Raw genomic sequence first — 23,350 nt, forward strand, 5'->3', positions numbered from 1 at the left:
GGGCGCACGGCGATGCGGTGGCCGAATTGGCGACCGCTGAGCCTCTGGCGCGCCCGTGCGCGGTAAACTAATCAACCTTTTGGACCCCACGCCGAACATGAGCCACTACGAAGGCGACCTCCGTACCCCGGAAAAGGGCCGTTTCGCCATCCTCGCCAGCCGCTGGAACGCCCGCATCACCGATGTCCTGGTGGCCGGGGCGCGCGCCAGCCTGGCCGGCAACGGCATCGATGAAGCGTCCATCGACGTGATCCGCGTGCCCGGCGCGTGGGAACTGCCACTGGTGGCCGCCCGCCTGGCCGCCGCGCACGAGCATGCGGCGATCATCGCCCTGGGCTGCGTGATCCGTGGCGATACCCGCCATTACGAACACGTGGCCGATGGCTGCGCCGAGGGCCTGATGCGCGTGCAGCTGGACTTCGGCGTGCCGGTGCTCAACGGCGTGCTGGCGGTGGAAAACGCCGAGGATGCCGAGGCACGCGCCGGTGGCAGCCATGGCAACAAGGGTGAGGAAGCCGCACTGACGGCGTTGGAAATGGTCAATCTTCTGGAGCAGTTGCCGTGAACAAGTCAAACCCGGGCAAGCCGTCCGGCAAGCCGGTCCGCCGTGATGGCATCGACCCGGTGCTGCGCTCGCGTGCGCGCCGTCGTGCCCTGCAGGCGATCTATGCCTGGCAGATCTCCGGTGGCAACGCGCAGTCGGTGATCGCCCAGTTCGCCCACGAACAGGCCCGCGAAATCGCCGACCTGGCCTACTTCGAAGCGCTGGTGCATGGCGTGCTGGACAACCGCAAGGACCTGGACGAGGCACTGACCCCGTACCTGGACCGCGGCATCGAAGAGGTGGATGCGATCGAACGTGCCGCGCTGCGCGTGGCCGCCTACGAAATGCGCTACCGCATGGACGTGCCGTACCGCGTGGTGATCAACGAAGCCATCGAATCGGCCAAGCGCTTCGGCTCCGAACACGGCCACACCTACGTCAACGGCGTGCTCGATCGCGCGGCCGTGGAATGGCGCAAGGTCGAAAGCGGCCACTGAGCCGGTCGAGTGTCCGCCGGCGGCGGATCCCGCCGCTGCGCGTCCCTGGCGCCGACCGCTGGTGGGCTGAGCGCGCAAAGCGCGGTCCGTCGCAGCCGGGATGATCTCCGGTTTCATGGCAGCCGACCCACGGTCGGCGCTACACCCCAACGGTCTTGCCGGATCCGACCCACGGTCGGGCCCCACTCGGCGGATGTTCCGCTGCCGGAGTTGCCGATGTCCCTCGCCGAATTCGCCTTGATCGACCGCATCCGCGCCCGTACCGCCGAACGCGAGGACGTGCTGCTCGGCATCGGTGACGACGCCGCATTGCTGCAGCCGCGTCCCAATGAACACCTGGTGGTCACCGCCGATACGCTCAACGGCGGCGTGCATTTTCCGGACGACACCGCGCCGTTCGATATCGGCTGGAAGACCCTGGCGGTCAACCTGTCCGACCTGGCGGCGATGGGCGCGCGCCCGGCCTGGTGCACGCTGGCGATGTCCCTGCCCGATGCCTCCCCGGACTGGATCGAATCCTTCGCCGACGGCTTCTTCGCGCTGGCCGACGAACACGCCATCGCGCTGGTCGGCGGCGACACCACGCGTGGCCCACTGTCGCTCTCGGTCACCGCGATGGGGCAGGTCGCGCGTGGCCAGGCGCTGCGCCGCGACCGTGCCCAGGTGGGTGACGACATCTGGGTCAGCGGCACGCTGGGCGATGCCGCCGGCGCGCTGCAGTTGTGGCAACGCGGTGAGTTGAACGTCGCCACCGCGACGCTGCTGGCCGACTACGAAGCGCTGCGCCTGCGCCTGCTGCGCCCGATCCCCCGGGTCACGCTGGGCCTGCGCCTGCGCGCCTTCGCGCACGCGGCCGTGGATATCTCCGATGGCCTGTTGGCCGATCTTGGCCACATCGCCGCGCGCAGTGGCGTCGGCGCCGAGGTGGACGCCGACGCGTTGCCGCTGTCGGCCGCGCTGCGTGGCGTGCTCGGCCGCGATGCCGCGCGCGACTGTGCGCTGCGCGGCGGCGATGACTACGAGCTGTGTTTCACCGCTGCCGCCGACCAGCGCGACGCGCTGCACGCGCTGGCCGAATCGCTGCGCCTGCCACTCACCCGCATCGGCCGCATCGTGGACGGGCAGGGCGTGCAGTGCGAGGGCGAGCGCGGCCCGGGCGGCTACCAGCATTTCGCCGACTGAGCATCGCCGGGCGCGGCGAGGCCCGCGGCATCAGGCGGCCGGCGGCAGCACCTTGCCCGGGTTGAGGATGCCGTCCGGGTCCAGCGCCCGCTTGATTGCATGCATCGCCGCCAGCGTGGCCGGGTTGAAGGCCTGCCCCATGAAGTCGCGCTTGGCCAGGCCGATCCCATGCTCGCCCGACAGCGTGCCGCCCAGCGCCAGGGTCAAGGCGAAGATCTTCGGCAGCGCCGCATGCGCGCGTGCGTTCTCGGCGGCATCGTCGGGGTGGTAGAGGATGTTGACGTGCAGGTTGCCGTTGCCGGCATGGCCGAAGGTGACGATGACCAGGTCATGCTCGCGCGCCAGCGCCTGCACCCCCGCCACCAGTGCGGGGATGCGTGAGACCGGGACCACCACGTCTTCGTTGATCTTGCCCGGGGCGATGCTGCGCAGCGCCGGCGACAGCGCCTTGCGCGCGGCCCAGAGCTTCTCGCGTGCGGCACCCTCCATGGCCACGTCCAGTGCGAGCATGCCATCGCCCTCGGCCGCGTTGGCCAGCGCCTGCAGCAGGTAGGGCAGGGTGTCGTGGTCGCCGTCGGCCTCCACCAGCAGCATCGCGCCGGCCTCGGGCACCTCGGCGCCATTGCGGCGCAGCAGCTGCAGGCTGCGCGCATCCATGAATTCCAGCCGCGTGGGCACCACCGGTTGCGCCATCAGCCGCGATACCGCCGCGGCGGCCGCATCGGCGTCGCGGTACAGCACACGCAGGCCAGCCTGCGCCACCGGCAGCGGGGTGAGTTTGAGCGTGGCTTCCACGATCAGGGCCAGGGTGCCTTCACTGCCCACCAGCAGGTGGGTGAGGTCGTAGCCGGTGGCATCCTTGGTATAGGCGCCGCCGCACTGGATCAGCTCACCGGCGCCGGTCACCGCGACCAGGCCGAGCACGTTGTCGCGGCTGGTGCCGTACTTCACCGCGCGCGGGCCGCCGGCATTGCAGGCCAGGTTGCCGCCGATGCTGCAGATGTCCGCGCTGGACGGGTCCGGTGCCCAGAACAGGCCATGCGGTGCCAGGGCATGCTGCAGGTCGCCGTTGAGCACGCCCGGCTCGACCACCGCGCAGCGGTTGCCGGGCTGGATGTCGAGGATGCGCGCCATCCGCGCGAAGGACAGCACGATGCTGCCGTTGACCGGCACCGCCGCGCCGGTGGTGCCGGTGCCGGCGCCACGTGCCACCAGGGCGACGCGATGGTCGCGGCAGGCCCGCACCAACGCCACCACCTGGTCGCGGTCACGCGGGAACGCCACGCCCAGCGGCACCTGCCGGCGCCACGAGTTGTCCTGCGCGGCGGCGGCGAGGGCGCTGTCATCGGTGCGCCAGCCGTCCTCGCCCAGCAGTGCGTGCACGGTGGACAGGAAGGCGGCGGGCAGGTCGGTATGCATCAGGGCGTCCGGGGAGTGGCAGGGGCGCGTTGGATCAACTTCCAGCCGACCACGGCGGCGGCCAGTGGCAGCCATACCCAACGCAGCTCGGAGAAAACGGTGGCCAGGCCGCGCGCGCTGAAGAACTGGCCGGCAAACGGCGAGACGCGGATCGGGCGCCACGGGGCGAACAGGCGCTCGCCGCTCCACGGCCACCACAACGCCACGCCGAGGCCGCCGGAGGTGAAGGCATCCAGCAGCGGATGCGACAGCGCACTGAGGCCTACGAAGGCGGCCGCCTGCACCGCGCCGGCACGCAGGCGTGCATGCAGCAGCGCGGCGAGCAGGGCCAGCAAGGCGGCGAACAGCAGCGAGTGGCTGGCGCCGCGATGGCCGAAGCTGTCGGCATAGGGAATGTGCAGGGCGAAGGCCAGCACGTCGGCATCGGGCAGCATCGCCGCGACGACGCCGGCGGCCAGCAGCGGCGTGGAGACGCGCCCGCGATCGGACGCGCACCACAGCGCCAGCGGGATCGCGGCGTGGGTGAACACACTGGGCATCAGGAAACGCTCGCCATCAACAATCCTCCAGCCGGAAGGCATCGCGCAGCCAGTTCAGCCGCGGCGGCTCGCCGCTGGCCTCGATCACGTCGAACCGGCACGGTCGGTCGGCCAGCGCCGGGTGCGCCATCAGGAACAGCTGCGCGGCCAGCAACAGTTTGCGCCGCTTGCGCAGGTCCACCGAGGCGGCGCCGCCGCCGAAGCCGGCACTGGCGCGGTAGCGCACTTCGACAAAGACAGTGGTGTCGCCGTCGCGCATGACCAGGTCCAGCTCGCCGCCGCGATACCGGGCATTGCGGGTGACCGGCGTCAGCCCGGCGCTGCACAGGTAGGCCTGCGCGGCGGCTTCCACCGCCGCGCCACGCTGCGCCCGCGCGGTTGGCACCGGCTTAGTTGGCGATCGGCATCGGCCGGCCGCCGCTGAAGGTCGACCAGGCCGGGACGCGCAGCACGTTGCCATTGCTGTCCAGGAACAGGGTGCCGGTGGCGCCGTCGAGGCCGCCCTCATTGGCCATCTTGTCCAGGTAGGCGCTGATCTTCCACGCATCGAAACCGAACGCGAACAGGCGCCCGGCCGCGCCGCGCGCGTTGGGCAGGATCTGCCCGGCGGTGCTGGCCGACGGCAGGCCGGCGACGCTGCGCACGTTCCATGCTTCGTTGGGATAGACGATGCCGTCCAGCGCCATGTCGTCCTCGACCTTGCCCGCTCCGATGGTCAGCTGCGAGGTGCCCACGCGGGTGGCGCCACCGGCGCCGGCCAGCGCCAACTGCGGCGCCAGCGCGCGTGCCTGCGGGGCCTTCACCGCCAGCAGCACGCCCTCCACGGTACCGGCAGCGCGGACCTGCGCGCCGATGTCGCCGACCGCTTCGTTCACGCCGATGGTGGCCACCACCTGGCCGCCGCGCTGGGTGAAGCGTTCGCGGAAGGCGGCGGCGGCACGGCGGCCGTTGTCGTCATTGCTGTGCACCACCAGCACCTTGGTGCGCTCGCGGCCACGCAGGTATTCGGCGGCGATGATGCCGTCGTCTTCCGGAGCCAGCGAGAAACCGGCGCTGCCGGCGGGCGGGCTGCTCTTGCCCCGGTTGAGGGCCAACACCGGCACCGGCAGCTGGGCACGGCCGAACACCGCATCCACTTCGTCGCGGCCGAGCGGGCCGACGATGAAGTCCACCCCGGCGCCCACGGCCTTGTCATAGGCGGCCACCGCACCGGCGGCGGTGCCGGCGGTGTCGATGAACTGGATGTCCGGGCGCTGGCGGCTTTCACCGTAGTAGCCGCTGAGCAGGCCGTCGCGGACCGGCTGCGCGGCCGTGGCCAGGCGACCGCTCAGCGGCAGCAGCACGGCCATCTTGACCGGCGGGCGGTAGCCGTCGCGGGCGGCCGGCGGGCGCTTGCTGGTATCGAACTGGGTGGCCTGTTCGCGATCGAACGGGCGCGGCAGCGGCAGGCCGCGGGCGATCAGCGCACGCCCGGCGAAGTTGTACAGCGGCTCGTTGGCCGGCAACGCGGCGGCGCGGCTGCGCAGGGTGGCGTCGTCGAGGCTGCCCAGCAGGCTGGCGATGGTCTGCTGGTTGTCGCTGCGCGCCTTGCCGGTCAGCGCGGCGTGCGCGCGCGCGCGCTCCTGCGCGGCGCCGACGATGTCGCCGTTGGCGGCCAGCGCATCGGCGCGGGCGAGCTGCCAGCGCGTGCGCAGCTGCGGCGCGACGGTGTCGGCCGACTCCTTCAGCGCGGCCAGCGCCTGTGCCGGCTGCTTGTCGGCCAGTGCCAGTTCGGCGGTGGTCAGGTGGAAGCGCTGCTGGCTGGCGCCGCTGAGCTGGCGTGCGGTGACCTGCGCCAGCAGGCTGCGGGCGCGGGCGTTGTCGCCTGCTTCATGCCAGGCGAAGGCCGCATCGGCCAGCGCGGCGGCACGCGCGCTGCCCTTGAGCGTGTTGGCCACCGCTTCCAGCTGCACGGCGGCATCGCGTGGCTTGCCTTGATCGATCAATGCCAGCGCCTGGGCCTGGGCCGGCGATTCGGGCGCGCTGGTCAGGCTCGTCGTGGCGCAGCCGGCCATCAGCAGCAGCGACAACGACAGGGCGGAGATCCGTGCGGCGGGCTTGTTCATGATCAGGTCCATTCGATGGGGGCAGCGGCCAGGGCCGGGGAACGGTACGATTCTACCCTTGACCCACGAGTGCCGTTGCGATGAGTGCTGTCCCCACGCTGTATGTCGTTGCCACCCCGATCGGCAACCTGGCCGACCTGACGCCGCGGGCGCAGGACGTGCTGCGCTCGGTGGCCGCGATCTGCGCCGAAGACACCCGCCGCAGCGGCCAGTTGCTGGCCCACTTCGGCATCCAGCAGCCGTTGGTGGCGCTGCACGACCACAATGAAGACGCGTTGTCCCAGCGCATCGTCGCGCGCCTGCTGGCCGGGGAATCACTGGCCCTGGTGAGCGATGCGGGCACGCCGCTGGTCAGCGATCCGGGCTACCGGTTGGTACGCGCCGCGCGCGAGGCGGGCATCCGGGTGAGCCCGGTGCCGGGAGCCTGCGCGGCGATTGCCGCGCTGAGCGTGGCCGGCCTGCCCAGCGACCGCTTCACCTTCGAGGGCTTCCTGCCGGCCAAAGGCTCGGGCCGCCGCGAACGCCTGCAGGGCCTGGCCGGGGAAACCCGCACGCTGGTGTTCTACGAATCCTCGCACCGCATCACCGAATCGCTGGCCGACATGGTGGCCGCCTTTGGCGCCGAGCGCCCGGCGGTGCTCGCGCGCGAACTGACCAAGCTGTTCGAAACCGTCCTGGATGGGACCCTGGCCTCGCTGTTGCAGCAGGTGGAAGCGGACGACAACCAGCGCAAGGGCGAGTTCGTGGTGATGGTGCAGGGCGCCGCCGACGACGCGCAGGCGCAACTGGCCGCCGGCCGCCGCATGTACGCCAAGCTCAGCGAGCACCTCCCGCCGTCCACCGCGGCCAAGCTGGCCGCAGAACTCACCGGCGCCCCAAGAAAGGCCCTCTACGGCAGCTGATCGCGAGCTGGGCGCAGGCAGAGCCCCCCCAAGGCTGGCCGCACGCGACGCCGAAAAGGTAGAGCCACCCCATGGGTGGCTGCACGCGACGCCGGAACGAACACCAGCCACCCATGCGGTGGCTCTACGAGACCCGCAGCAAACACCGCATTTGAATAAAGCCCACGCAACCCCTCTGGCGGCACAGCCCCCTTTAGTAAAGAGGGCGCGGCGACAGCCGCGGGGAATGGGACGCTGGTGGCCCGGGGCCCAAGGTTTGCGCTGCAAACCTTGGGGCTTTTTTCATCACGACGAAAAAAGCGGCGGAGCCGGCCGATAAGCCGGGTTTTGTCGTGGACAGTCATTCCTCTAGGCGCTACGTCACCGCAGCGCTCAAGCAACCTACCCGGACCCGACGCGGGCCACGCCATTAGGTCCCTATTTGGTCTTGCTCCAGGTGGGGTTTGCCGTGCCGGTCTGTTGCCAGACTCGCGGTGCGCTCTTACCGCACCATTTCACCCTTACCGGCTTCCCGAAGGAAACGTAGGCGGTATCTTTCTGTTGCACTTTCCGTCGGCTTGCGCCGCCCAGGCGTTACCTGGCACCTTGCCCTATGGAGCCCGGACTTTCCTCGGCATCCGCAAGGGATGACGCGACTGTCTGGCCGACTCCGCCGCGTGCATTTTCGCACATCCGCCCGGTCACAGGGGCGACGGATGCGAGAGCGCATCCGCCACCAGCCGGGGCGACGCATGCCCGACCGCCAGCCGCGTCTCGCCGATGCAGGCACCGTCCGGGCCGAAGCGACGCTCATGGATGAAGCCCTGTCCGCCCGCATCCAGCGCGATGACCGTGCTGGCGCGGGTGCCGTACTCGGGGCTGCGGATGAAGGCCGCACTCAGCCAGCGCTCGCGCTCCAGGCCGACGCCGGTGTCGGGCAGGGTGCTGTCGTCGGCCCGGGTTTCATCGGCCAGGGCCTGCCACAGACCGCTCAGGTCGTCTTCGCCATGATCGATCCAGGCCCGCAGTGCCGCGTTCAGCCGCAACGTTTTCGGCCAGGGCGCATCCAGCGGCCCGTTGGACATGCCATGGATGCCGGGCGCCAGCGCCTGCCTGCCCAGCGGGTGGTTGCCAAGGAACTGGCAGCTTTCCTGGTCGGCCAGCAGCAGGTTGAATGGCGCGAAGGTGGTGGCGCGGGAGGCCAGCTCGTCGGCGAAGGCCACGGCGGACGCGCCCGCCCGCAGGTAATCGGCCACCAGCGCCCCGCGTGAGGGGCCGGTCTGGCGCGCAAGCGGATCGCGGACATTGGTGACCACGGCCATCCGGCCACCCGCGGCAACCCCGGCCCAGGTGCCACCCGAACGCAGGTCACGTCCGGCCAGCAGCCCGCTGTCCGGCGCTGGCCAGGCCGCCAGGGGCGCGGTGGGGCGGCCGTGGAACTCGTCACGGTTGCCCGCCATGACCAGTTGCCAGCGGGGATGGGTTTTCCAGGCGAGGGCGAGCAGGCACATGGCGTCATTGTGCCGGGGTTTGCGCAAGACCGAGTCAATGGCGACGGGGCTCGGGATGAATGCGCGCCTATGTTTCACGCCCTCTACACGCGCCTGAACTTCGCCCCAATCTCAAAAAATGAGACGAAACAGCAACTTGTGGATAAGCCTTGAACAAGTCTCTAAACATTGCTGCAAGCCCTTGATGTCCAAGGCGATTTCCCGCTCGCAAAGTTGTTGACAACCCAATCGGCACTGCTAAGGTGGGCAACAGAGGCAAAACCGGGTTTTTTGTGGTTTTTCGTGGTTCAATGTTTCATCCAGGCGAAGGAAAGGTGCACGCGTCGTGTTTCAGGGCGAGACGGCCATCACGGTTGACGACAAAGGACGCATGGCGGTTCCCACCGCGCATCGCGACCTTGTCGCACGTGTGAGCAACAACCGCCTGGTCCTGACCTACAACCCGTTCGAGTCCGGCTGCCTCTGGCTGTATGCCGAACAGGAGTGGGAGCGGGTCCGCGACGACGTCATGGCCAAACCCAACACACAGCGCGTCGTGCGTCTGCTGCAACAGAAGCTGGTCGGTTCGGCCGCGCATCTGGAGCTGGACGGCAACGGCCGCATCAGTATTCCTGCCAGCCACCGCGGTGCCGTTGGCATTGAAAAGAAGGCGGTTCTGCTCGGCATGGGCGACAAATTCGAATTGTGGAGCGAGCAGGCACATCGCGCATTGATCCAGCAGACGTTGTCTGACGGGGATCTGGGCGATGGGTTGCTCGACCTGAAGTTGTGAGCCGGGGTGCCCGGATGCGCGGAGCAGCGCAGACCGGTCACCTTCCGGTGTCGCAGTCGCCGGCAGGGCATCTGCCGGTGCTGTACACGCAGGTCCTGGATGGCCTGAAGGTGATCGAAAACGGTACGTATCTCGATGGCACGTTTGGTCGTGGCGGTCACGCCCGCGGCGTGCTCGAGCAACTCGGTCCTGGAGGCCGGCTGCTGGTCATGGACAAGGATCCCGAAGCGATTGCGGTGGCCGAGCGCGATTTCGCGCCGGACCCGCGCGTGTCGATCTTCCGTGGCAGCTTCGCCGACCTGCTGCACTGGGACGCCACCGCCGACGGCCTGGACGGGGTGCTGTTCGACCTCGGCGTCTCTTCGCCGCAGCTGGACGTGGCCGAGCGTGGTTTCAGCTTCGGCAAGGACGGCCCGCTGGACATGCGCATGGACCCGGACAGCGGCGAAAGCGCGGCGCAGTGGCTCAACCGTGCCGAAGAGCGTGAGATCGCCGACGTGCTGTGGACCTACGGCGAAGAACGCCAGAGCCGGCGCATTGCCCGCGCCCTGGTGGCGCGCCGCGAGAAGCAGCCGTTCACCCGTACCGCCGAGCTGGCCGATGCGATCGCCGTGGTGATGCCGCGTGGCAAGGACAAGATCAACCCGGCCACGCGCAGCTTCCAGGCCATCCGCATCCACATCAACCGCGAACTGGCCGACCTCGAAGCCGGCCTGGACGCGGCGATGGCGCGCCTGAAGCCGGGCGGCCGGCTGGCGGTGATCAGCTTCCACTCGCTGGAAGACCGCATCGTCAAGCAGTTCATGAACCGCCACGCCAAGGCCCCGCCGAGCAATCGCCGGTTGCCCGAGGCGCAGCCGTTCGTGCCGAGCCTGGACCTGCACGGCGGCGCCATCAAGGCCGAAGACGACGAGTTGGCGGTCAACCCGCGCTCGCGCAGCGCCGTGCTGCGCGTGGCCGAAAAGCGCGAGGTGGCCGGGTGAGTCGCCTGCTGCTCATCGTGCTGCTGGCCTGCACCGTCGCCTCGGCGATCGGGGTGGTGTTCATGCGCCACCGCCACCGCCAGACCTTCATCGAGTTGTCCAGGGTCGAGCGTGCGCGCGATGAGCTCAACATCGAATTCGGCCGCCTGCAGCTGGAGCAGGCGACCCTGGCCGAGGCGACCCGGGTCGACCGCGTCGCCCGCGAGAAGCTCGGCATGAAGTTCCCCGAAGCGGCGGACGTGGTGGTGGTACGGCCATGAACAAGTCCGGCCGCAACCGCGCACGCAACAGCTTCAACCTGCGCCAGCGCCTGAAGTGGGTGGGCCTGGCGCTTGGGCTGTGCTCGGTGTCGCTGGTTGGCCGCGCGGCCTACGTGCAGATCATCAACAGCGATTTCTACCAGCGCCAGGGCGAAGCGCGCTACCTGCGCGAGCTGCCGATCAATACATCGCGCGGCATGATCACCGACCGCAACGGCGAGCCGGTGGCGGTGTCCACCCCGGTCGCCTCGATCTGGGTCAACCCGCAGGAACTGCTGCGCGCCCCGGACCGCATCCCCGAGCTGGCCACCGCGCTGGGCATGCCGCTGGACGAGCTGACCTCCAAGCTGTCGCAGAAGGCCGACAAGGAATTCATGTACCTGCGTCGCCGGATCAATCCGGACGAGGCGGAAAAGGTGGTGGCGCTGAAGATTCCGGGCGTGGCCTCGCAGCGCGAGTTCCGCCGCTTCTACCCGCAGGGTGAGGCGATGGCGCACGTGCTGGGCTTCACCAACATCGACGACCGCGGCCAGGAAGGGCTGGAGCTGGCCTTCGACGAATGGCTGCGCGGCAAGGCCGGCGCCAAGCGGGTGATCCGCAACCGCAAGGGCGACACCGTCGAGAGCGACCTGCTGCGCGCCGCCGAGCCGGGCAAGGACCTCACCCTCAGCATCGACCGCCGCATCCAGTTCCTGGCCTTCAAGGAGCTGCGCAACGCGCTGATCGCCAACAAGGCCGCCGGCGGCTCGATGGTGATCATGGACGTGGCTACCGGCGAAGTGCTGGCCATGGTCAACCTGCCCACCTACAACCCCAATTCGGTCGGCGGCGCCGCCCCGGACACCCGCCGCAACCGCGCGGTGACCGACCTGGTCGAGCCCGGCTCGACCATGAAGCCGTTGACCATCGCCTCGGCGCTGCAGTCCGGGGTGGTCACCAAGGACACCACGGTGGACACCAACCCGGGCTACATGGCCGTGGGCCGGTTCACCATCAAGGACGTGCCGCGCAACAACGGCGTGCTCAACGTCACCGGCGTGATCACCCGCAGCTCCAACATCGGCGCGGCCAAGATCGCGGCCAAGATGCCGGACCAGGTCTTCTACGACCACGTCCACAGCTTCGGGTATGGCGTGTCCCCGCACAGCGGTTTCCCCGGCGAATCGGCCGGCGTGCTGCCGCGGCCGGCGCGCTGGAGTGGCTCGTCCAAGACCACCATGTCCTACGGCTACGGCCTGAATGTCACCCCGCTGCAGATCGCCACGGCCTACTCGGCGCTGGGCAACGGCGGCAAGCTGATCGCGCCGACCTTCGTCAAGGGCCAGCGCAGCGAAGGCAAGCAGATCATCGACGAGAAGATCGCCAGGGAAGTGGTGGCGATGATGGAAACCGTGGTCACCCAGGGCGGCGCCAAGCAGGCGGCGGTGCTGGGCTACCACGTGGCCGGCAAGACCGGTACCGCGCGCAAGGCCGGCCCGGGCGGGTACGAGCGCGGCCATTACAACGCGCTGTTCGCCGGCGTGGTGCCCGCCACCAATCCGCGCTTTGCCACGGTCATCGTGATCAACGACCCGCAGGCCGGCAAGTACTACGGCGGCCTGGTGTCCGCGCCTGTGTTCCACAACGTGATGGAAGGCGCGCTGCGCCTGATGGACGTGCCGCCGGATGACATCGAGTCGTGGCTGGCCGCCCAGCAGTCCGGAAAGATGGGCCACGCCGCCTCGGTGCTGCCGATGCCGCCCCCGGAAACGGTGATCGCCCCGGATGCCGCCGCCGAATTCGATGCCGCGCTGCCCAGCGCGCACGCCCCGGTGCCGCCCGCGCAGGGAGGCACCCAGCAATGAGCCAGACGATGTTGCTTTCGCAGTTGATTCTCGACGTGGCGCTGGGCCATGACCCGTCCATCACCGGCCTGGTGCTGGACAGCCGGGCCGTGCGCCCGGGCAACGCCTTCGTGGCGATCGCCGGCTTCGGCGCGCATGGCCTGGGCTTCGTCGACCAGGCGCGCGCCAACGGCGCCGCGGCGATCCTGTTCGAGCCGCCGGCACCGATCGAACTGCCCGCACCGGCCGACGCCATCGCGGTCCCGGGCCTGCGCGCGCGCATGGGCGCGATGGCCGACCAGTTCCATGGCCAGCCGTCGCGTGCGCTGACGATGGTCGGCGTGACCGGTACCAACGGCAAGACCTCCACCGTGCAGCTGCTGGCGCAGGCCTGGCACCTGCTCGGCACCGCCAGTGGAAGTATCGGCACGTTGGGCGTGGGGCTTTATGGCCACGTGATCCCGACCGGCTTCACCACCCCGCTCGTGCTGCAGATGCATGAGGTGCTCGCGCAGCTGCGCGATGACGGCGCGCAGGCGGTGGCGATGGAAGTCAGCTCGCACGCGCTCGACCAGGGCCGCGTGGATGCCGTGCACTACGACGTGGCCGTGTTCACCAACCTCACCCGTGACCACCTCGACTACCACGGCGACATGGTCCAGTACGGCGCGGCCAAGGCCCGGCTGTTCCATCGCGAGGGCCTCAAGGCCGCCGTGGTGAACCTGGACGACAGCTTTGGAAGTGAACTGCTGCGCACCGTCGATGCCGGCGTCCAGCAGATCGGGCTGAGCTCGCGCGGCGCGCAGCAGGCCACGCTGCGCGCCGATTCGCTGAAGCTGGATGGCCGCGGCATCGCCTTCGACCTGGTGGTCGATGGCGCCCGCCATCCGGTGCAGTCGCCGCTGCTGGGCCGCTTCAACGTGGACAACCTGCTGGCCGTGGCCGGCGCATTGTTCGCACTCGGCCACCGCCCGGCGGCGATTGCCGCGCTGCTCTCGCAGCTGCAGCCGATCGCCGGGCGCATGAACCGCCTCGGTGGCGAGCGTGGCCTGCCGACCGTGGTGATCGACTACGCGCATACGCCCGACGCGCTGGAACAGGCGCTTGGCAGCCTGCACGACCACCTGGCCGGGCGCCTGGTGTGCGTGTTCGGCTGCGGCGGCGAGCGCGACACCGGCAAGCGCCCGCAGATGGCCGCCATCGCCGAGAAGCTTGCCGACGTCGTCATCGTCACCGACGACAACCCGCGCGGAGAAGATGGCGATGCGATCGTCGCCGACATCGTCGCCGGGCTGAGCTCGCCCGCCGCCGCCACCGTGCAGCGCGACCGGGCCACCGCGATCGCCACCGCGATCGGCCTGGCCGGCGCCGGCGACATCGTGCTGATCGCCGGCAAGGGCCATGAGCCCTACCAGGAAGTGCACGGGGTGCAGCATGCCTTCGACGACACCGACGTGGCCGGCCGCGTGCTGGCATCGCGGCAGGGAGTGACGCAATGAAGCGCACCCCGCTGTCGCTGATCGCACATTGGGCCGGTGGCGAGATCCATGGCGATGACACCGCCATCGACGCCATCAGCAACGACACCCGCACCCTGGGCCCGGGCAGCCTGTACGTGGCGCTGCGCGGCGAACGCTTCGACGGCCATGACTTCGCCGCCGATGCGGTCGCGCGCGGTGCCTCGGCGATGCTGGTCGAGCGCCTGCTGGACGTGGCACTGCCGCAGATCGTGGTCGCCGACGGCGAGTACGCGCTGGGGCGCATCGCCCATGGCATGCAGCGTGACCGCGCCACCGAGGTCTTCGCGATCACCGGCAGCAACGGCAAGACCAGCGTCAAAAGCCTGCTGCTGGCGATCCTGGAACAGGTCGCGCGCGAGCAGCACAAGGTGGTCTACGCCAACCCGGGCAACCGCAACAACGAGATCGGCCTGCCGCTGGCCGTGCTCGATGCGCCGGAGGATGCCGACTTCGCCATCTACGAGATGGGGGCCGGCAAGCCGGGTGACATCGCCTACCTCACCGACATCGTGCGCCCGCGCTACGCGCTGGTGAACAACATCGCGCCGGCGCACCTGGAGCGGATGGGCAGCCTGCAGGGCGTGGCCACCACCAAGGGCGCGATCTACGCCGCGCTGCCGGCCGACGGCGTGGCCGTGATCAATGCCGACGACGCCTTCGGGATCTGGTTCGAGCAGCACATCGTCGGCCAGCCCCCGCGCAGCCGCGTGCTGCGCTACGGCCTGGACCACAGTGCCGACGTCTCGGCGCTGGCGATCCGCCCGACCGCCACCGGCAGCCAGTTCCTGTTGACCAGCCCGCACGGGCAGGTCGAGATCGCCCTGGCCTTGCCGGGGCGGCACAACATCAGCAATGCCCTGGCCGCTGCCTCGCTGGCGCTGGCCGCGGGCATCGGCCTGGACCAGATCGCACTGGGCCTGGCCCGTGCCGAACCCGTGCCGGGCCGGCAGATCGCGCACCAGCTGCGCAACGGCGCGGTGCTGATCGATGACAGCTACAACGCCAATCCCGGCTCGCTGGCCGCCGCGATCGACGCGTTGGCCGGCGGCAAGGCCGAGGGCTGGCTGGTGCTGGGCGACATGCGCGAGCTCGGCCCGGATGGCGAGGCGCTGCATGCCCAGGCCGGGCGCCGCGCGCGCGAAGCCGGCCTCAAGCGCCTGTACACGCTGGGCACGCTCAGTGCGGCCGCATCCACCGCCTTCGGCGAGGGCGGCCGGCACTTCCAGGACCACGACAGCCTGGCCGCGGCGCTGGCCGACGAACTGCATGCTGGCGTGCGCTGCCTGGTCAAGGGCTCGCGCGGCAGTGCCATGGACAAAATTGTGAAAGCGCTGCTGGCGCGAGGAGAGGAAAGCCCCAATGTTGCTTGAACTGGCCCGATGGTTGCAGCAGTTGGAGAGCCTGTTCGGGCTGTTCGGCTATCTGACTCTGCGCGGCATCCTGGCCGCGCTTACCGCGCTGTTCCTGTCGCTGTGGCTGGGCCCGGCGATGATCCGCAAGCTGGCGCAGTTCAAGGGTGGCCAGCCGATCCGCACCGACGGCCCGCAGACCCACTTCTCCAAGGCCGGCACGCCGACCATGGGCGGTTCGCTGATCCTGCTCACCATCACCCTGTCGGTGCTGCTGTGGGCCGACCTGCGCAACCGCTATGTGTGGGTGGTGCTGGCGGTGATGCTGTGCTTCGGCGCCATCGGCTGGTATGACGACTGGATCAAGATCGTGCGCCGCGACCCGAACGGGTTGAAGTCGCGCTGGAAGTACCTGCTGCAGTCGATCTTCGGCCTGGCCGCGGGCCTGTTCCTGTTCTACACCGCCGACGTGCCGGCCGCGCTGACGTTCTATATCCCGATGTTCAAGTCGGTGGCATTGCCGCTGGCCGGGATCAGCTTCGTGGCCATCGCCTACTTCTGGATCGTCGGCTTCTCCAACGCGGTCAACCTGACCGACGGCCTGGACGGCCTGGCGATCATGCCGACCGTGCTGGTGGCCTGCGCGCTGGGCGTGTTCGCCTACGCCTCGGGCAACGTGGTGTTCTCCAACTACCTGCAGATCCCGCAGATCCCGGGGGCCGGCGAGCTGGTCATCATCTGCGCGGCGATCGCCGGCGCGGGCCTGGGCTTCCTGTGGTTCAACACCTATCCGGCCATGGTCTTCATGGGCGACATCGGCGCGCTGGCGCTGGGCGCGGTGTTGGGCACCATCGCGGTGATCACCCGCCAGGAACTGGTGCTGGTGATCATGGGCGGCGTGTTCGTGATCGAAACGCTGTCGGTGATGATCCAGGTCGCCTCGTTCAAGCTGACCGGCAAGCGCGTGTTCCGGATGGCGCCGATCCACCACCACTTCGAACTGAAGGGCTGGCCCGAACCGCGCGTGATCGTGCGCTTCTGGATCATCTCGGTGGTGCTGGTGCTGATCGGCCTGGCCACGTTGAAGGTCCGCTGATGAACGACCTGTCGCGCCAGGCAACCCGCCTTGAAGCCATCGGAGGCCACTTCGACAAGTGGCTGCTGGGCGCGATCATCGCGCTCACCGGGCTGGGCGTGGTGATGGTCGCGTCGAGCTCGATCGCGCTGATGAGCAGCCCGTTCTATTACCTCAACCGCCACCTGATCTTCCTGGCGGTGGGCATCGCGCTGGCGATCATCGCCATGCGCACCGAGCTCAAGAGCATCGAACAGTACAACCAGGTGCTGCTGCTGGGCTGCTTCGCCCTGCTGGTGGTGGTGTTCGTGCCCGGCCTGGGCAGCAGCGTCAACGGCGCGCGTCGCTGGATCAACCTGGGCATCTCCAAGTTCCAGACCGTCGAAGCGGTCAAGGTGCTCTACATCGTGTGGCTGTCCAGCTACCTGGTGCGCTTCCGCGATGAGGTCAATGCCACCTGGCCGGCGATGCTCAAGCCACTCGGCGTGGCCGGCGCGCTGGTGGTGTTGCTGCTGCTGCAGCCGGACTTCGGCTCCTCCACCCTGCTGCTGGCGATCACCGCCGGCATGCTGGTGCTGGGCGGGGTGAACATGCCGCGCATGTCCATGCCGGTGGTGTTCGGGCTGGTGGCGATGAGCGCCCTGGCGATCATCGAACCGTACCGCATGCGCCGCATCACCTCCTTCCTCGACCCGTGGGCCGACCAGCAGGGCGACGGCTACCAGCTGTCCAACGCGCTGATGGCCGTCGGCCGCGGCGAATGGACCGGCGTGGGCCTGGGCAACTCGGTGCAGAAGCTCTACTACCTGCCCGAGGCGCACACCGACTTCATCTTCTCGGTCACCGCCGAGGAGCTGGGCTTCCTCGGTACCTGCCTGATCATTTCGCTGTACGCCCTGCTGGTCGGTCGCACCTTCTGGCTGGGCATGCGCTGCGTGGAGATGAAGCGCCACTTCTCCGGCTACATCGCCTTCGGCATCGGGCTGTGGATCAGCATGCAGAGCTTCGTCTCGATCGGGGTCAACCTCGGCATCCTGCCGACCAAGGGCCTGACCCTGCCGCTGATTTCCTCCGGTGGCTCCAGCGTGCTGATGACCTGCGTGGCGATGGGCCTGCTGCTGCGGGTGTCCTACGAACTGGATCGCGCCGAGCGCCGCCAGGCCGTGCGCATGGGCGCCGCCGAAGGCGACGAGCCGGTGGGCGGTGAACCGGGCAGGGCGCCGGGCGCATCCGCCGTGGCCGCTGCGATGCAGGACGCCGCGCATGACGCGGCACCGCGCGACAGTTCGCCACGCGGCACCAGCCGCATGCAGCAACGCATCGAACCGACGTTGGGGAGGATGGGATGAGCACCGTCTCCACCCCGTCCTCCGCGCGCCCGGTGCTGATCATGGCCGGCGGCACCGGTGGCCACATCTTCCCCGGCCTGGCCGTGGCCCGGGTGCTGCGCGAGCGCGGCATCCCGGTGACCTGGCTGGGCAGTGACGGTGGCATGGAAACGCGCCTGGTGCCGCAGCACGACATCCACATCGACACGCTGGCCATCAGCGGACTGCGCGGCAAGGGCAAGCTCGCCCTGCTGACCGCGCCGGGGCGCCTGCTGCGCGCGGTGCGCGCGGCCGGCTTCCTGATCCGCGACCGCCAGCCCCGCGCGGTGATCGCCTTCGGCGGGTTCGCCTCCGGCCCCGGCGGCCTGGCCGCGCGCCTGCACGGCCTGCCGCTGCTGGTGCACGAACAGAACCGCGCGCCCGGCCTGACCAATCGCATCCTGTCGCGCTTCGCACGGCGCGTGCTGACCGGCTTCCCGGGCAGCTTCGCCCAGCGCGAGGAAGCGGTGGGCAACCCGGTGCGTGCCGAGATCGCCGCGATCACCCCGCCCGAACTGCGCCTGGCCAACCGCCAGGGGCCGTTGCGGCTGCTGGTACTCGGTGGCAGCCAGGGCGCGCGCGCCTTGAACACCGCCGTGCCGCAGGCGCTGGCCGCACTGGGCGCCGGCAGCGCGTTCGACGTGCGCCACCAGAGCGGCGAAAAACTGCATGCCGAAGCGTTGAAGGCCTACCAGGATGCCGGCGTGACCGCGCGCGTGGATGCCTTCATCGCCGACATGGCCGAGGCGTTCGCCTGGGCCGACCTGGTGGTGTGCCGCTCCGGCGCCTCGACCCTGGCCGAGCTGTGCGCGGTCGGGATCGGCAGCGTGCTGGTGCCGTTCGCCGCCGCCGTCGACGACCACCAGACCCGCAACGCCGAGTACCTGGTCGAACGGGGCGCGGCGGTATTGCTGAAGCAGGATGAAACGCTGGCCACGCACCTGCAGGGCGTGCTGCGCGAATTGTCCGAAAATTCCGCCCGTCGCATGCAGATGGCCAACGCCGCGCGTGCCCTGGCCAAAGTCGATGCCGCCGAGCGCATCGCCGACATCATTCTCGAGGAATCCAAATGAAGACCGCTACGCGCCTGCCGCGAGGCCGCGCATGATCCGCCGCCTGCACGACACCAACGACCTGGTCCGCGCGTTCCCGCGCGTGCACTTCGTCGGCATCGGCGGCACCGGCATGAGCGGCATCGCCGAAGTGATGCTGACGCTGGGCTACGAAGTGTCCGGTTCGGACAACGCCGACAACGCCGCGACCCGTCGCCTGGCCAGCCTGGGTGCGCGCGTGATGCGCGGCCACTCGGCCGCCAACGTGCTGGGCACCGACTGCGTGGTGGTGTCCAGCGCGATCCGCGATGACAACCCCGAGCTGATGGAAGCGCGCAGCCAGCGCATCCCGATCATGCCGCGCGCGGCCATGCTGGCCGAGCTGATGCGCTTCCGCCGCGGTATCGCGGTAGCCGGCACGCATGGCAAGACCACCACCACCAGCCTGACGGCGGCGGTACTGAGCGAAGGCGGGCTGGACCCGACCTTCGTGATCGGTGGCCAGCTGCTGGCCGCCGGTGCCAACGCCAAGCTCGGCGGGGGCCAGTGGCTGGTGGCCGAGGCCGACGAGAGCGATGGCAGCTTCCTGCGCCTGAACCCGCTGGTGTCGGTGATCACCAACATCGATTCGGACCACCTGGAAAACTACGGCAACGATTTCGCCCGGGTCCAGGCCGCCTTCGCCGAATTCCTGCAGCGCCTGCCGTTCTACGGCCTGGCCGTGCTGTGCATCGATGACCCGGAAGTGGCCGCGCTGGCCGCGCAGACCCCGCGCCACGTCATGAGCTACGGCATGAGCAGCACGGCCGACGTGCGTGCCGAGGACGTGGTCCAGGACGGTCCGCGCATGCGCTTCACCCTGCGCCTGCCCGAAGGCAGCAGCCATCCGGTGACGCTGGCGCTGCCGGGCGCGCACAACGTCCTCAATGCCCTGGCCGCCGCCGCGGTGGGCTGGCAGCTGGGCGTGGCGCCCGAGGCGATCGCCCGCGCGCTGGAGAGCTTTGCCGGCATCGGCCGCCGCTTCAACGACCTGGGCATCGTCACCACCGCCACCGGCGCCAAGGTGCGGGTGATCGACGACTACGGCCACCACCCGCGCGAGCTGGCGGCGGTGTTCGCCGCGGCGCGTGGCGGTTGGCCCGAACAGCGCCTGGTGGTGGCGTTCCAGCCGCACCGCTACAGCCGCACCCGCGACCAGTTCGACGCGTTCGCCGCGGTGCTGTCCGAGGTGGACGCGCTGGTGCTGAGCGAGGTCTATCCGGCCGGCGAAGCGCCGATCCCCGGCGCCGATTCGCGCTCGCTGGCGCGCGCCATCCGCGCCCGCGGCCGCAGCGAACCGGTGGTGGTCGGCCAGACCGCCGAGCTGTCGCACGTCCTGCCCGACGTCCTGCAGGACGGCGACCTGCTGCTGATGATGGGCGCCGGCGACATCGGCCACATCGCACAGTTGATCGCCACCGAAGGCTTCACGGAGACCCCGGCGGCATGAACCCGATCTTCTTCCCCTCGCTGCGCATCACCGACCCGGCCCGCTTCGGCCGCGTCGCGGTGTTGCTGGGCGGCACCTCCAGCGAACGCGACGTCTCGCTGGATTCCGGTCGCAACGTGATCGAGGCGCTGCGTGCGCGCGGCGTCGACGCGGTGGCCGTGGACGGCATCCCGGCGCTGGCACGGGCCCTGGTCGAACAGCGTTTCGACCGCGTCTTCAACATCCTGCATGGCCACAACGGCGGCGGCGAAGACGGCATCGTGCAGGGCCTGATGCAGGCCTTCGGCGTGCCGTACACCGGTTCGGACGTGCTCGGCTCGGCGCTGAGCATGGACAAGATCCGCACCAAGCAGGTCTGGCTGTCGCTGGGCCTGCCGACGCCGCGTTACGTCAAGCTGGTGGAAGGCGTGGACGTGCACGCGGCCGCCGCCGAGCTCGGCTTGCCGGTGGTGGTGAAGCCGGCCAACGAAGGCTCCAGCGTGGGCATCAGCCGGGTCGTCGACGACGCCGGCCTGGATGACGCGGTGGCGCTGGCCACGCGCTACGACGGCCAGCTGCTGATGGAGCAGATGGTGGTCGGCGACGAACTCACCGTGGCCATCCTCGGCGACCAGGCGCTGCCGTCGATCCGCATCGTGCCCAAGGGCCAGTGGTACGACTACAACGCCAAGTACATCGCCGAAGACACCCAGTACCTGTGCCCGGGCCTGGACGGCGAGGACGAGCAGGAGATCCGCCGCATCGCGCTGGCCGCCTTCCAGGCCGCCGGCTGCCGTGGCTGGGGCCGGGTGGACGTGATGCGCGACCGCGCCAGCGGCCGCTTCTACCTGCTGGAAGTGAACACCGCACCCGGCATGACCAGCCACTCGCTGGTGCCCAAGGCCGCCGCACAGGCCGGCATCGGGTTCGAGGAGCTGGTCTGGCGCGTGCTGGAGCAGGCCTTGCCGGCCAACCTGCAGGACGGCACCGAGCGGGAGCGCGCCCACGCATGAACGCGGTGCTGCGCATCTTCGTCTGGTTGCTGGCCCTGTCGGTGGTGGCGCTGCCCGTGGTGGCGGTGCTCAACGGCTGGGTCGGTGCCGAGCGCTGGCCGTTGGCCAAGCTGCGCGTGCACGCCGAATTCAAGCGGGTGCCGGCCGAACAGCTGCAGCAGGTGGTGCTGCCGTTCGCCAAGGCCGGCTTCTTCGCGGTCAAGCTGCAGGACGCCCAGGACGCCATCGAAAAGCTGCCGTGGGTGGAAAGCGCGCAGGTGCGCAAGCAGTGGCCGGACGTGCTGGAAATCACCCTGGTCGAACACAAGCCGTTCGCGCGCTGGGGCAACGACCGCCTGCTGTCCGAGCAGGGCAAGCTGTTTGCCACGCCCAAGAAGCTGCAGGACCTGGCGTTGCCCGACCTGGATGGGCCGGACAGCCAGACCGAGGAAGTGGTGGCGCTCTACAACGATGCACGCGCGCTGTTCGCGCCGGCCGGCGTGGACGTCAAGCGGGTCAGCATGGATGCGCGTGGCAGCTGGTCGCTGCTGCTGAGCAACGGCACCGAAGTGGTCGTGGGCCGCGACGACGCGCGTTCGCGCCTGCAGCGTTTCGTGCGCGTGCTGCCGCAGCTGACCAACCAGCAGGCGCCGATCGAACGCGCCGACCTCCGTTATACCAATGGCTTCACGCTGAGCTGGGGTACCCCGGCCGCTACCGCGCCCAAACCGGCGCAGGACAGGACATGAATCGCAAGGGTGACAAATCACTGATCGTCGGACTGGATATCGGCACCTCCAAGGTGGTGGCGCTGGTCGGTGAGTATTCGCCGGGCAATCCGATCGAGGTCATCGGCATCGGCTCGCACGAATCGCGCGGGCTCAAGCGCGGCGTGGTGGTGGACATCGAGTCGACCGTACAGTCGATCCAGCGCGCGGTCGAAGAGGCCGAGCTGATGGCCGGCTGCGAGATCCGCTCGGTGTACGCCTCCATCTCGGGCAACCACGTGCAGTGCCGGAACTCGCCGGGGATCGTGCCGATCCGCGAAGGCGAAGTGACCTGGGGCGACCTGGACCGGGTGCTGGACGCGGCCAAGGCCGTGGCGATCCCGGCCGACCAGAAGATCCTGCATGCGATCCCGCGCGAGTACGTGCTGGACGATTCGCAGGAAGGCATCCGCAACCCGGTCGGCATGACCGGCGTGCGCCTGGAGGTGCATGCGCACCTGGTGGTGTGCGCGCAATCGGCCGCGGCCAACATCAGCAAGTGCGTGCAGCGCTGCGGCCTGCAGGTGGATGACCTGGTGCTGTCCTCGCTGGCTTCCAGCAAGGCCGTGCTCACCGCCGACGAGCGCGAGCTGGGCGTGGTGCTGGTGGACATGGGCGCGGGCACGACCGACCTGGCCGTGTTCGTGCAGGGCGCGATCTGCCACACCGCGTCGTTGCCGATCGCCGGCGACCACGTCACCAACGACATCGCGCACATGCTGCGCACCCCGACCCCGGAAGCGGAGCAGATCAAGGTGCGCTATGCCTGCGCACTGGCGCAGCTGGCCACGGCCGAGGAAAGCATCCAGGTGCCCAGCGTCGGCGATCGCCCGCCGCGCCGGATGCCGCGCCACGCACTCGCCCAGGCGGTGCAGGGCCGTTACGAAGAGATCTTCGAGATGGTGCAGGCCGAACTGCGCCGCTCCGGCTTCGAGGAACTGGTGCGCGCCGGCATGGTGCTCACCGGCGGTGCCTCGAAGATGGAAGGCGTGGTCGAACTGGCCGAGGAAATGCTGCAGATGCCGGTGCGCGTGGGCATTCCGCAGCACGTGACCGGGCTGGGCGAAGTGGTGGGCAACCCGGTGCACGCCACCGGCGTGGGCCTGCTGCTGATGGGCAGCCAGATCGAACACCCGCGCCGTCCGTCGCTGCCCACCGGGCGCGCGGGCAGCATGTTCAAGAAACTCAAGACCTGGTTCCGCGGCGAATTCTGAGCGCGGTCCTGACACGCAGTACACATGCAA

The 23,350-nt window shown here is 69.5% G+C and carries 22 protein-coding genes and 1 other RNA gene; 17 read left to right on the top strand and 6 right to left on the bottom strand.

Translation table 11 applies throughout. From position 1 onward, the window contains the following. Positions 1–97 precede the first annotated feature (97 nt). The 3 genes from ribH to thiL all read left to right on the top strand — a co-directional run bounded on the left by ribH (position 98) and on the right by thiL (position 2,223). The gene (gene ribH, locus AC1DGC_RS12035; protein ID WP_259209279.1) at positions 98–565 is read left to right on the top strand and encodes a 6,7-dimethyl-8-ribityllumazine synthase; all 468 of its coding nucleotides are present in this window, start codon (positions 98–100) and stop codon (positions 563–565) included. Continuing rightward, positions 562–1,041 (top strand): transcription antitermination factor NusB, encoded by a 480-nt coding sequence (gene nusB / locus AC1DGC_RS12040; RefSeq protein ID WP_259209277.1) that lies wholly within the window; start codon positions 562–564, stop codon positions 1,039–1,041. Before ribH ends, nusB begins: the two co-directional genes overlap by 4 nt. Positions 1,042–1,257: 216 nt before the next feature. After that, positions 1,258–2,223 carry a thiamine-phosphate kinase gene (gene thiL / locus AC1DGC_RS12045; protein WP_259209275.1) on the top strand — a complete coding sequence of 322 codons (966 nt, stop codon included), beginning with the start codon at positions 1,258–1,260 and terminating at the stop codon, positions 2,221–2,223. 30 nt (positions 2,224–2,253) lie between these two features. Here the strand turns inward: thiL and AC1DGC_RS12050 are convergent, their stop codons facing one another. The 4 genes from AC1DGC_RS12050 to AC1DGC_RS12065 are packed head-to-tail and all read right to left on the bottom strand — an operon-like array spanning position 2,254 to position 6,286. Continuing rightward, positions 2,254–3,642 carry an FAD-binding oxidoreductase gene (locus AC1DGC_RS12050; RefSeq protein WP_478047942.1) on the bottom strand — a complete coding sequence of 463 codons (1,389 nt, stop codon included), beginning with the start codon at positions 3,640–3,642 and terminating at the stop codon, positions 2,254–2,256. Further along, complete coding sequence (locus AC1DGC_RS12055; RefSeq protein ID WP_259209270.1) at positions 3,642–4,181, bottom strand: metal-dependent hydrolase; 540 nt, start codon at positions 4,179–4,181, stop codon at positions 3,642–3,644. Before AC1DGC_RS12055 ends, AC1DGC_RS12050 begins: the two co-directional genes overlap by 1 nt. Positions 4,182–4,197: 16 nt before the next feature. Beyond that, entirely contained in the window at positions 4,198–4,566 is a 369-nt protein-coding gene (locus AC1DGC_RS12060; RefSeq protein ID WP_259209269.1) for a YraN family protein, read from the bottom strand. A gap of 4 nt (positions 4,567–4,570) precedes the next feature. After that, entirely contained in the window at positions 4,571–6,286 is a 1,716-nt protein-coding gene (locus AC1DGC_RS12065; RefSeq protein WP_449335784.1) for a penicillin-binding protein activator, read from the bottom strand. An 80-nt stretch (positions 6,287–6,366) separates the two neighbouring features. Here AC1DGC_RS12065 and rsmI point away from each other — a divergent pair, with 80 nt between their 5' ends. Then, positions 6,367–7,188, top strand: a complete 822-nt coding sequence (gene rsmI / locus AC1DGC_RS12070) for a 16S rRNA (cytidine(1402)-2'-O)-methyltransferase (protein WP_259209262.1) — start codon at positions 6,367–6,369, stop codon at positions 7,186–7,188. A 300-nt stretch (positions 7,189–7,488) separates the two neighbouring features. Here the strand turns inward: rsmI and rnpB are convergent. Together rnpB and AC1DGC_RS12080 are read right to left on the bottom strand one after the other, a co-directional pair. After that, positions 7,489–7,839: RNase P RNA component class A (rnpB, locus tag AC1DGC_RS12075), an RNA gene on the bottom strand. A gap of 29 nt (positions 7,840–7,868) precedes the next feature. Further along, entirely contained in the window at positions 7,869–8,678 is an 810-nt protein-coding gene (locus AC1DGC_RS12080; RefSeq protein WP_478047943.1) for an NRDE family protein, read from the bottom strand. Positions 8,679–9,003: 325 nt separating this feature from the next. Between AC1DGC_RS12080 and mraZ the strand changes: the two genes are divergently transcribed. Genes mraZ through ftsA form a run of 13 tightly spaced genes read left to right on the top strand, consistent with a single transcriptional unit; the run spans position 9,004 to position 23,320 of the window. Further along, positions 9,004–9,450: a division/cell wall cluster transcriptional repressor MraZ gene (gene mraZ, locus AC1DGC_RS12085; protein ID WP_259209259.1), complete on the top strand. Its 447-nt coding sequence runs from the start codon at positions 9,004–9,006 to the stop codon at positions 9,448–9,450. Between the two features lie 14 nt (positions 9,451–9,464). Then, the gene (rsmH, locus tag AC1DGC_RS12090; protein ID WP_394163858.1) at positions 9,465–10,433 is read left to right on the top strand and encodes a 16S rRNA (cytosine(1402)-N(4))-methyltransferase RsmH; all 969 of its coding nucleotides are present in this window, start codon (positions 9,465–9,467) and stop codon (positions 10,431–10,433) included. Next, positions 10,430–10,693, top strand: a complete 264-nt coding sequence (gene ftsL, locus AC1DGC_RS12095; RefSeq protein ID WP_259209254.1) for a cell division protein FtsL — start codon at positions 10,430–10,432, stop codon at positions 10,691–10,693. Before rsmH ends, ftsL begins: the two co-directional genes overlap by 4 nt. Continuing rightward, positions 10,690–12,537 (top strand): peptidoglycan D,D-transpeptidase FtsI family protein, encoded by a 1,848-nt coding sequence (locus AC1DGC_RS12100; RefSeq protein WP_394163859.1) that lies wholly within the window; start codon positions 10,690–10,692, stop codon positions 12,535–12,537. Before ftsL ends, AC1DGC_RS12100 begins: the two co-directional genes overlap by 4 nt. Beyond that, positions 12,534–14,015, top strand: a complete 1,482-nt coding sequence (locus AC1DGC_RS12105; RefSeq protein WP_478047944.1) for a UDP-N-acetylmuramoyl-L-alanyl-D-glutamate--2,6-diaminopimelate ligase — start codon at positions 12,534–12,536, stop codon at positions 14,013–14,015. The genes AC1DGC_RS12100 and AC1DGC_RS12105 overlap by 4 nt, the downstream gene beginning before the upstream one ends. Next, positions 14,012–15,406: a UDP-N-acetylmuramoyl-tripeptide--D-alanyl-D-alanine ligase gene (locus AC1DGC_RS12110; protein WP_478047945.1), complete on the top strand. Its 1,395-nt coding sequence runs from the start codon at positions 14,012–14,014 to the stop codon at positions 15,404–15,406. Before AC1DGC_RS12105 ends, AC1DGC_RS12110 begins: the two co-directional genes overlap by 4 nt. Further along, positions 15,396–16,481: a phospho-N-acetylmuramoyl-pentapeptide-transferase gene (gene mraY / locus AC1DGC_RS12115; protein WP_068849228.1), complete on the top strand. Its 1,086-nt coding sequence runs from the start codon at positions 15,396–15,398 to the stop codon at positions 16,479–16,481. Before AC1DGC_RS12110 ends, mraY begins: the two co-directional genes overlap by 11 nt. Continuing rightward, entirely contained in the window at positions 16,481–17,809 is a 1,329-nt protein-coding gene (gene ftsW / locus AC1DGC_RS12120) for a putative lipid II flippase FtsW (protein WP_478047946.1), read from the top strand. Before mraY ends, ftsW begins: the two co-directional genes overlap by 1 nt. Beyond that, a complete protein-coding gene (gene murG, locus AC1DGC_RS12125; protein ID WP_478047947.1) occupies positions 17,806–18,900 on the top strand; it encodes an undecaprenyldiphospho-muramoylpentapeptide beta-N-acetylglucosaminyltransferase in 1,095 nt (364 codons plus the stop codon). Before ftsW ends, murG begins: the two co-directional genes overlap by 4 nt. A gap of 31 nt (positions 18,901–18,931) precedes the next feature. After that, positions 18,932–20,368 (top strand): UDP-N-acetylmuramate--L-alanine ligase, encoded by a 1,437-nt coding sequence (gene murC / locus AC1DGC_RS12130; RefSeq protein WP_394163862.1) that lies wholly within the window; start codon positions 18,932–18,934, stop codon positions 20,366–20,368. Continuing rightward, entirely contained in the window at positions 20,365–21,360 is a 996-nt protein-coding gene (locus AC1DGC_RS12135; protein ID WP_478047948.1) for a D-alanine--D-alanine ligase, read from the top strand. The genes murC and AC1DGC_RS12135 overlap by 4 nt, the downstream gene beginning before the upstream one ends. Next, positions 21,357–22,088: a cell division protein FtsQ/DivIB gene (locus tag AC1DGC_RS12140; RefSeq protein ID WP_259209231.1), complete on the top strand. Its 732-nt coding sequence runs from the start codon at positions 21,357–21,359 to the stop codon at positions 22,086–22,088. Before AC1DGC_RS12135 ends, AC1DGC_RS12140 begins: the two co-directional genes overlap by 4 nt. Beyond that, the gene (gene ftsA, locus AC1DGC_RS12145) at positions 22,085–23,320 is read left to right on the top strand and encodes a cell division protein FtsA (RefSeq protein WP_259209228.1); all 1,236 of its coding nucleotides are present in this window, start codon (positions 22,085–22,087) and stop codon (positions 23,318–23,320) included. Before AC1DGC_RS12140 ends, ftsA begins: the two co-directional genes overlap by 4 nt. The last annotated feature ends 30 nt before the right edge of the window (positions 23,321–23,350 follow it).

It is taken from the genome of Stenotrophomonas sp. 05N37, from assembly GCF_056397365.1.

What these genes read in the sequence shown, in the direction of transcription:
- ribH (WP_259209279.1), top strand. Translation starts at nt 98, where the DNA reads ATGAGCCACTACGAAGGCGACCTCCGTACCCCGGAAAAGGGCCGTTTC.
- thiL (WP_259209275.1), top strand. Translation starts at nt 1,258, where the DNA reads ATGTCCCTCGCCGAATTCGCCTTGATCGACCGCATCCGCGCCCGTACC.
- AC1DGC_RS12050 (WP_478047942.1), bottom strand. Translation starts at nt 3,642, where the DNA reads ATGCATACCGACCTGCCCGCCGCCTTCCTGTCCACCGTGCACGCACTG.
- AC1DGC_RS12055 (WP_259209270.1), bottom strand. Translation starts at nt 4,181, where the DNA reads ATGCCCAGTGTGTTCACCCACGCCGCGATCCCGCTGGCGCTGTGGTGC.
- AC1DGC_RS12065 (WP_449335784.1), bottom strand. Translation starts at nt 6,286, where the DNA reads ATGAACAAGCCCGCCGCACGGATCTCCGCCCTGTCGTTGTCGCTGCTG.
- rsmI (WP_259209262.1), top strand. Translation starts at nt 6,367, where the DNA reads ATGAGTGCTGTCCCCACGCTGTATGTCGTTGCCACCCCGATCGGCAAC.
- AC1DGC_RS12080 (WP_478047943.1), bottom strand. Translation starts at nt 8,678, where the DNA reads ATGTGCCTGCTCGCCCTCGCCTGGAAAACCCATCCCCGCTGGCAACTG.
- rsmH (WP_394163858.1), top strand. Translation starts at nt 9,465, where the DNA reads ATGCGCGGAGCAGCGCAGACCGGTCACCTTCCGGTGTCGCAGTCGCCG.
- AC1DGC_RS12100 (WP_394163859.1), top strand. Translation starts at nt 10,690, where the DNA reads ATGAACAAGTCCGGCCGCAACCGCGCACGCAACAGCTTCAACCTGCGC.
- AC1DGC_RS12105 (WP_478047944.1), top strand. Translation starts at nt 12,534, where the DNA reads ATGAGCCAGACGATGTTGCTTTCGCAGTTGATTCTCGACGTGGCGCTG.
- AC1DGC_RS12110 (WP_478047945.1), top strand. Translation starts at nt 14,012, where the DNA reads ATGAAGCGCACCCCGCTGTCGCTGATCGCACATTGGGCCGGTGGCGAG.
- mraY (WP_068849228.1), top strand. Translation starts at nt 15,396, where the DNA reads ATGTTGCTTGAACTGGCCCGATGGTTGCAGCAGTTGGAGAGCCTGTTC.
- ftsW (WP_478047946.1), top strand. Translation starts at nt 16,481, where the DNA reads ATGAACGACCTGTCGCGCCAGGCAACCCGCCTTGAAGCCATCGGAGGC.
- murG (WP_478047947.1), top strand. Translation starts at nt 17,806, where the DNA reads ATGAGCACCGTCTCCACCCCGTCCTCCGCGCGCCCGGTGCTGATCATG.
- murC (WP_394163862.1), top strand. Translation starts at nt 18,932, where the DNA reads ATGATCCGCCGCCTGCACGACACCAACGACCTGGTCCGCGCGTTCCCG.
- AC1DGC_RS12135 (WP_478047948.1), top strand. Translation starts at nt 20,365, where the DNA reads ATGAACCCGATCTTCTTCCCCTCGCTGCGCATCACCGACCCGGCCCGC.
- AC1DGC_RS12140 (WP_259209231.1), top strand. Translation starts at nt 21,357, where the DNA reads ATGAACGCGGTGCTGCGCATCTTCGTCTGGTTGCTGGCCCTGTCGGTG.
- ftsA (WP_259209228.1), top strand. Translation starts at nt 22,085, where the DNA reads ATGAATCGCAAGGGTGACAAATCACTGATCGTCGGACTGGATATCGGC.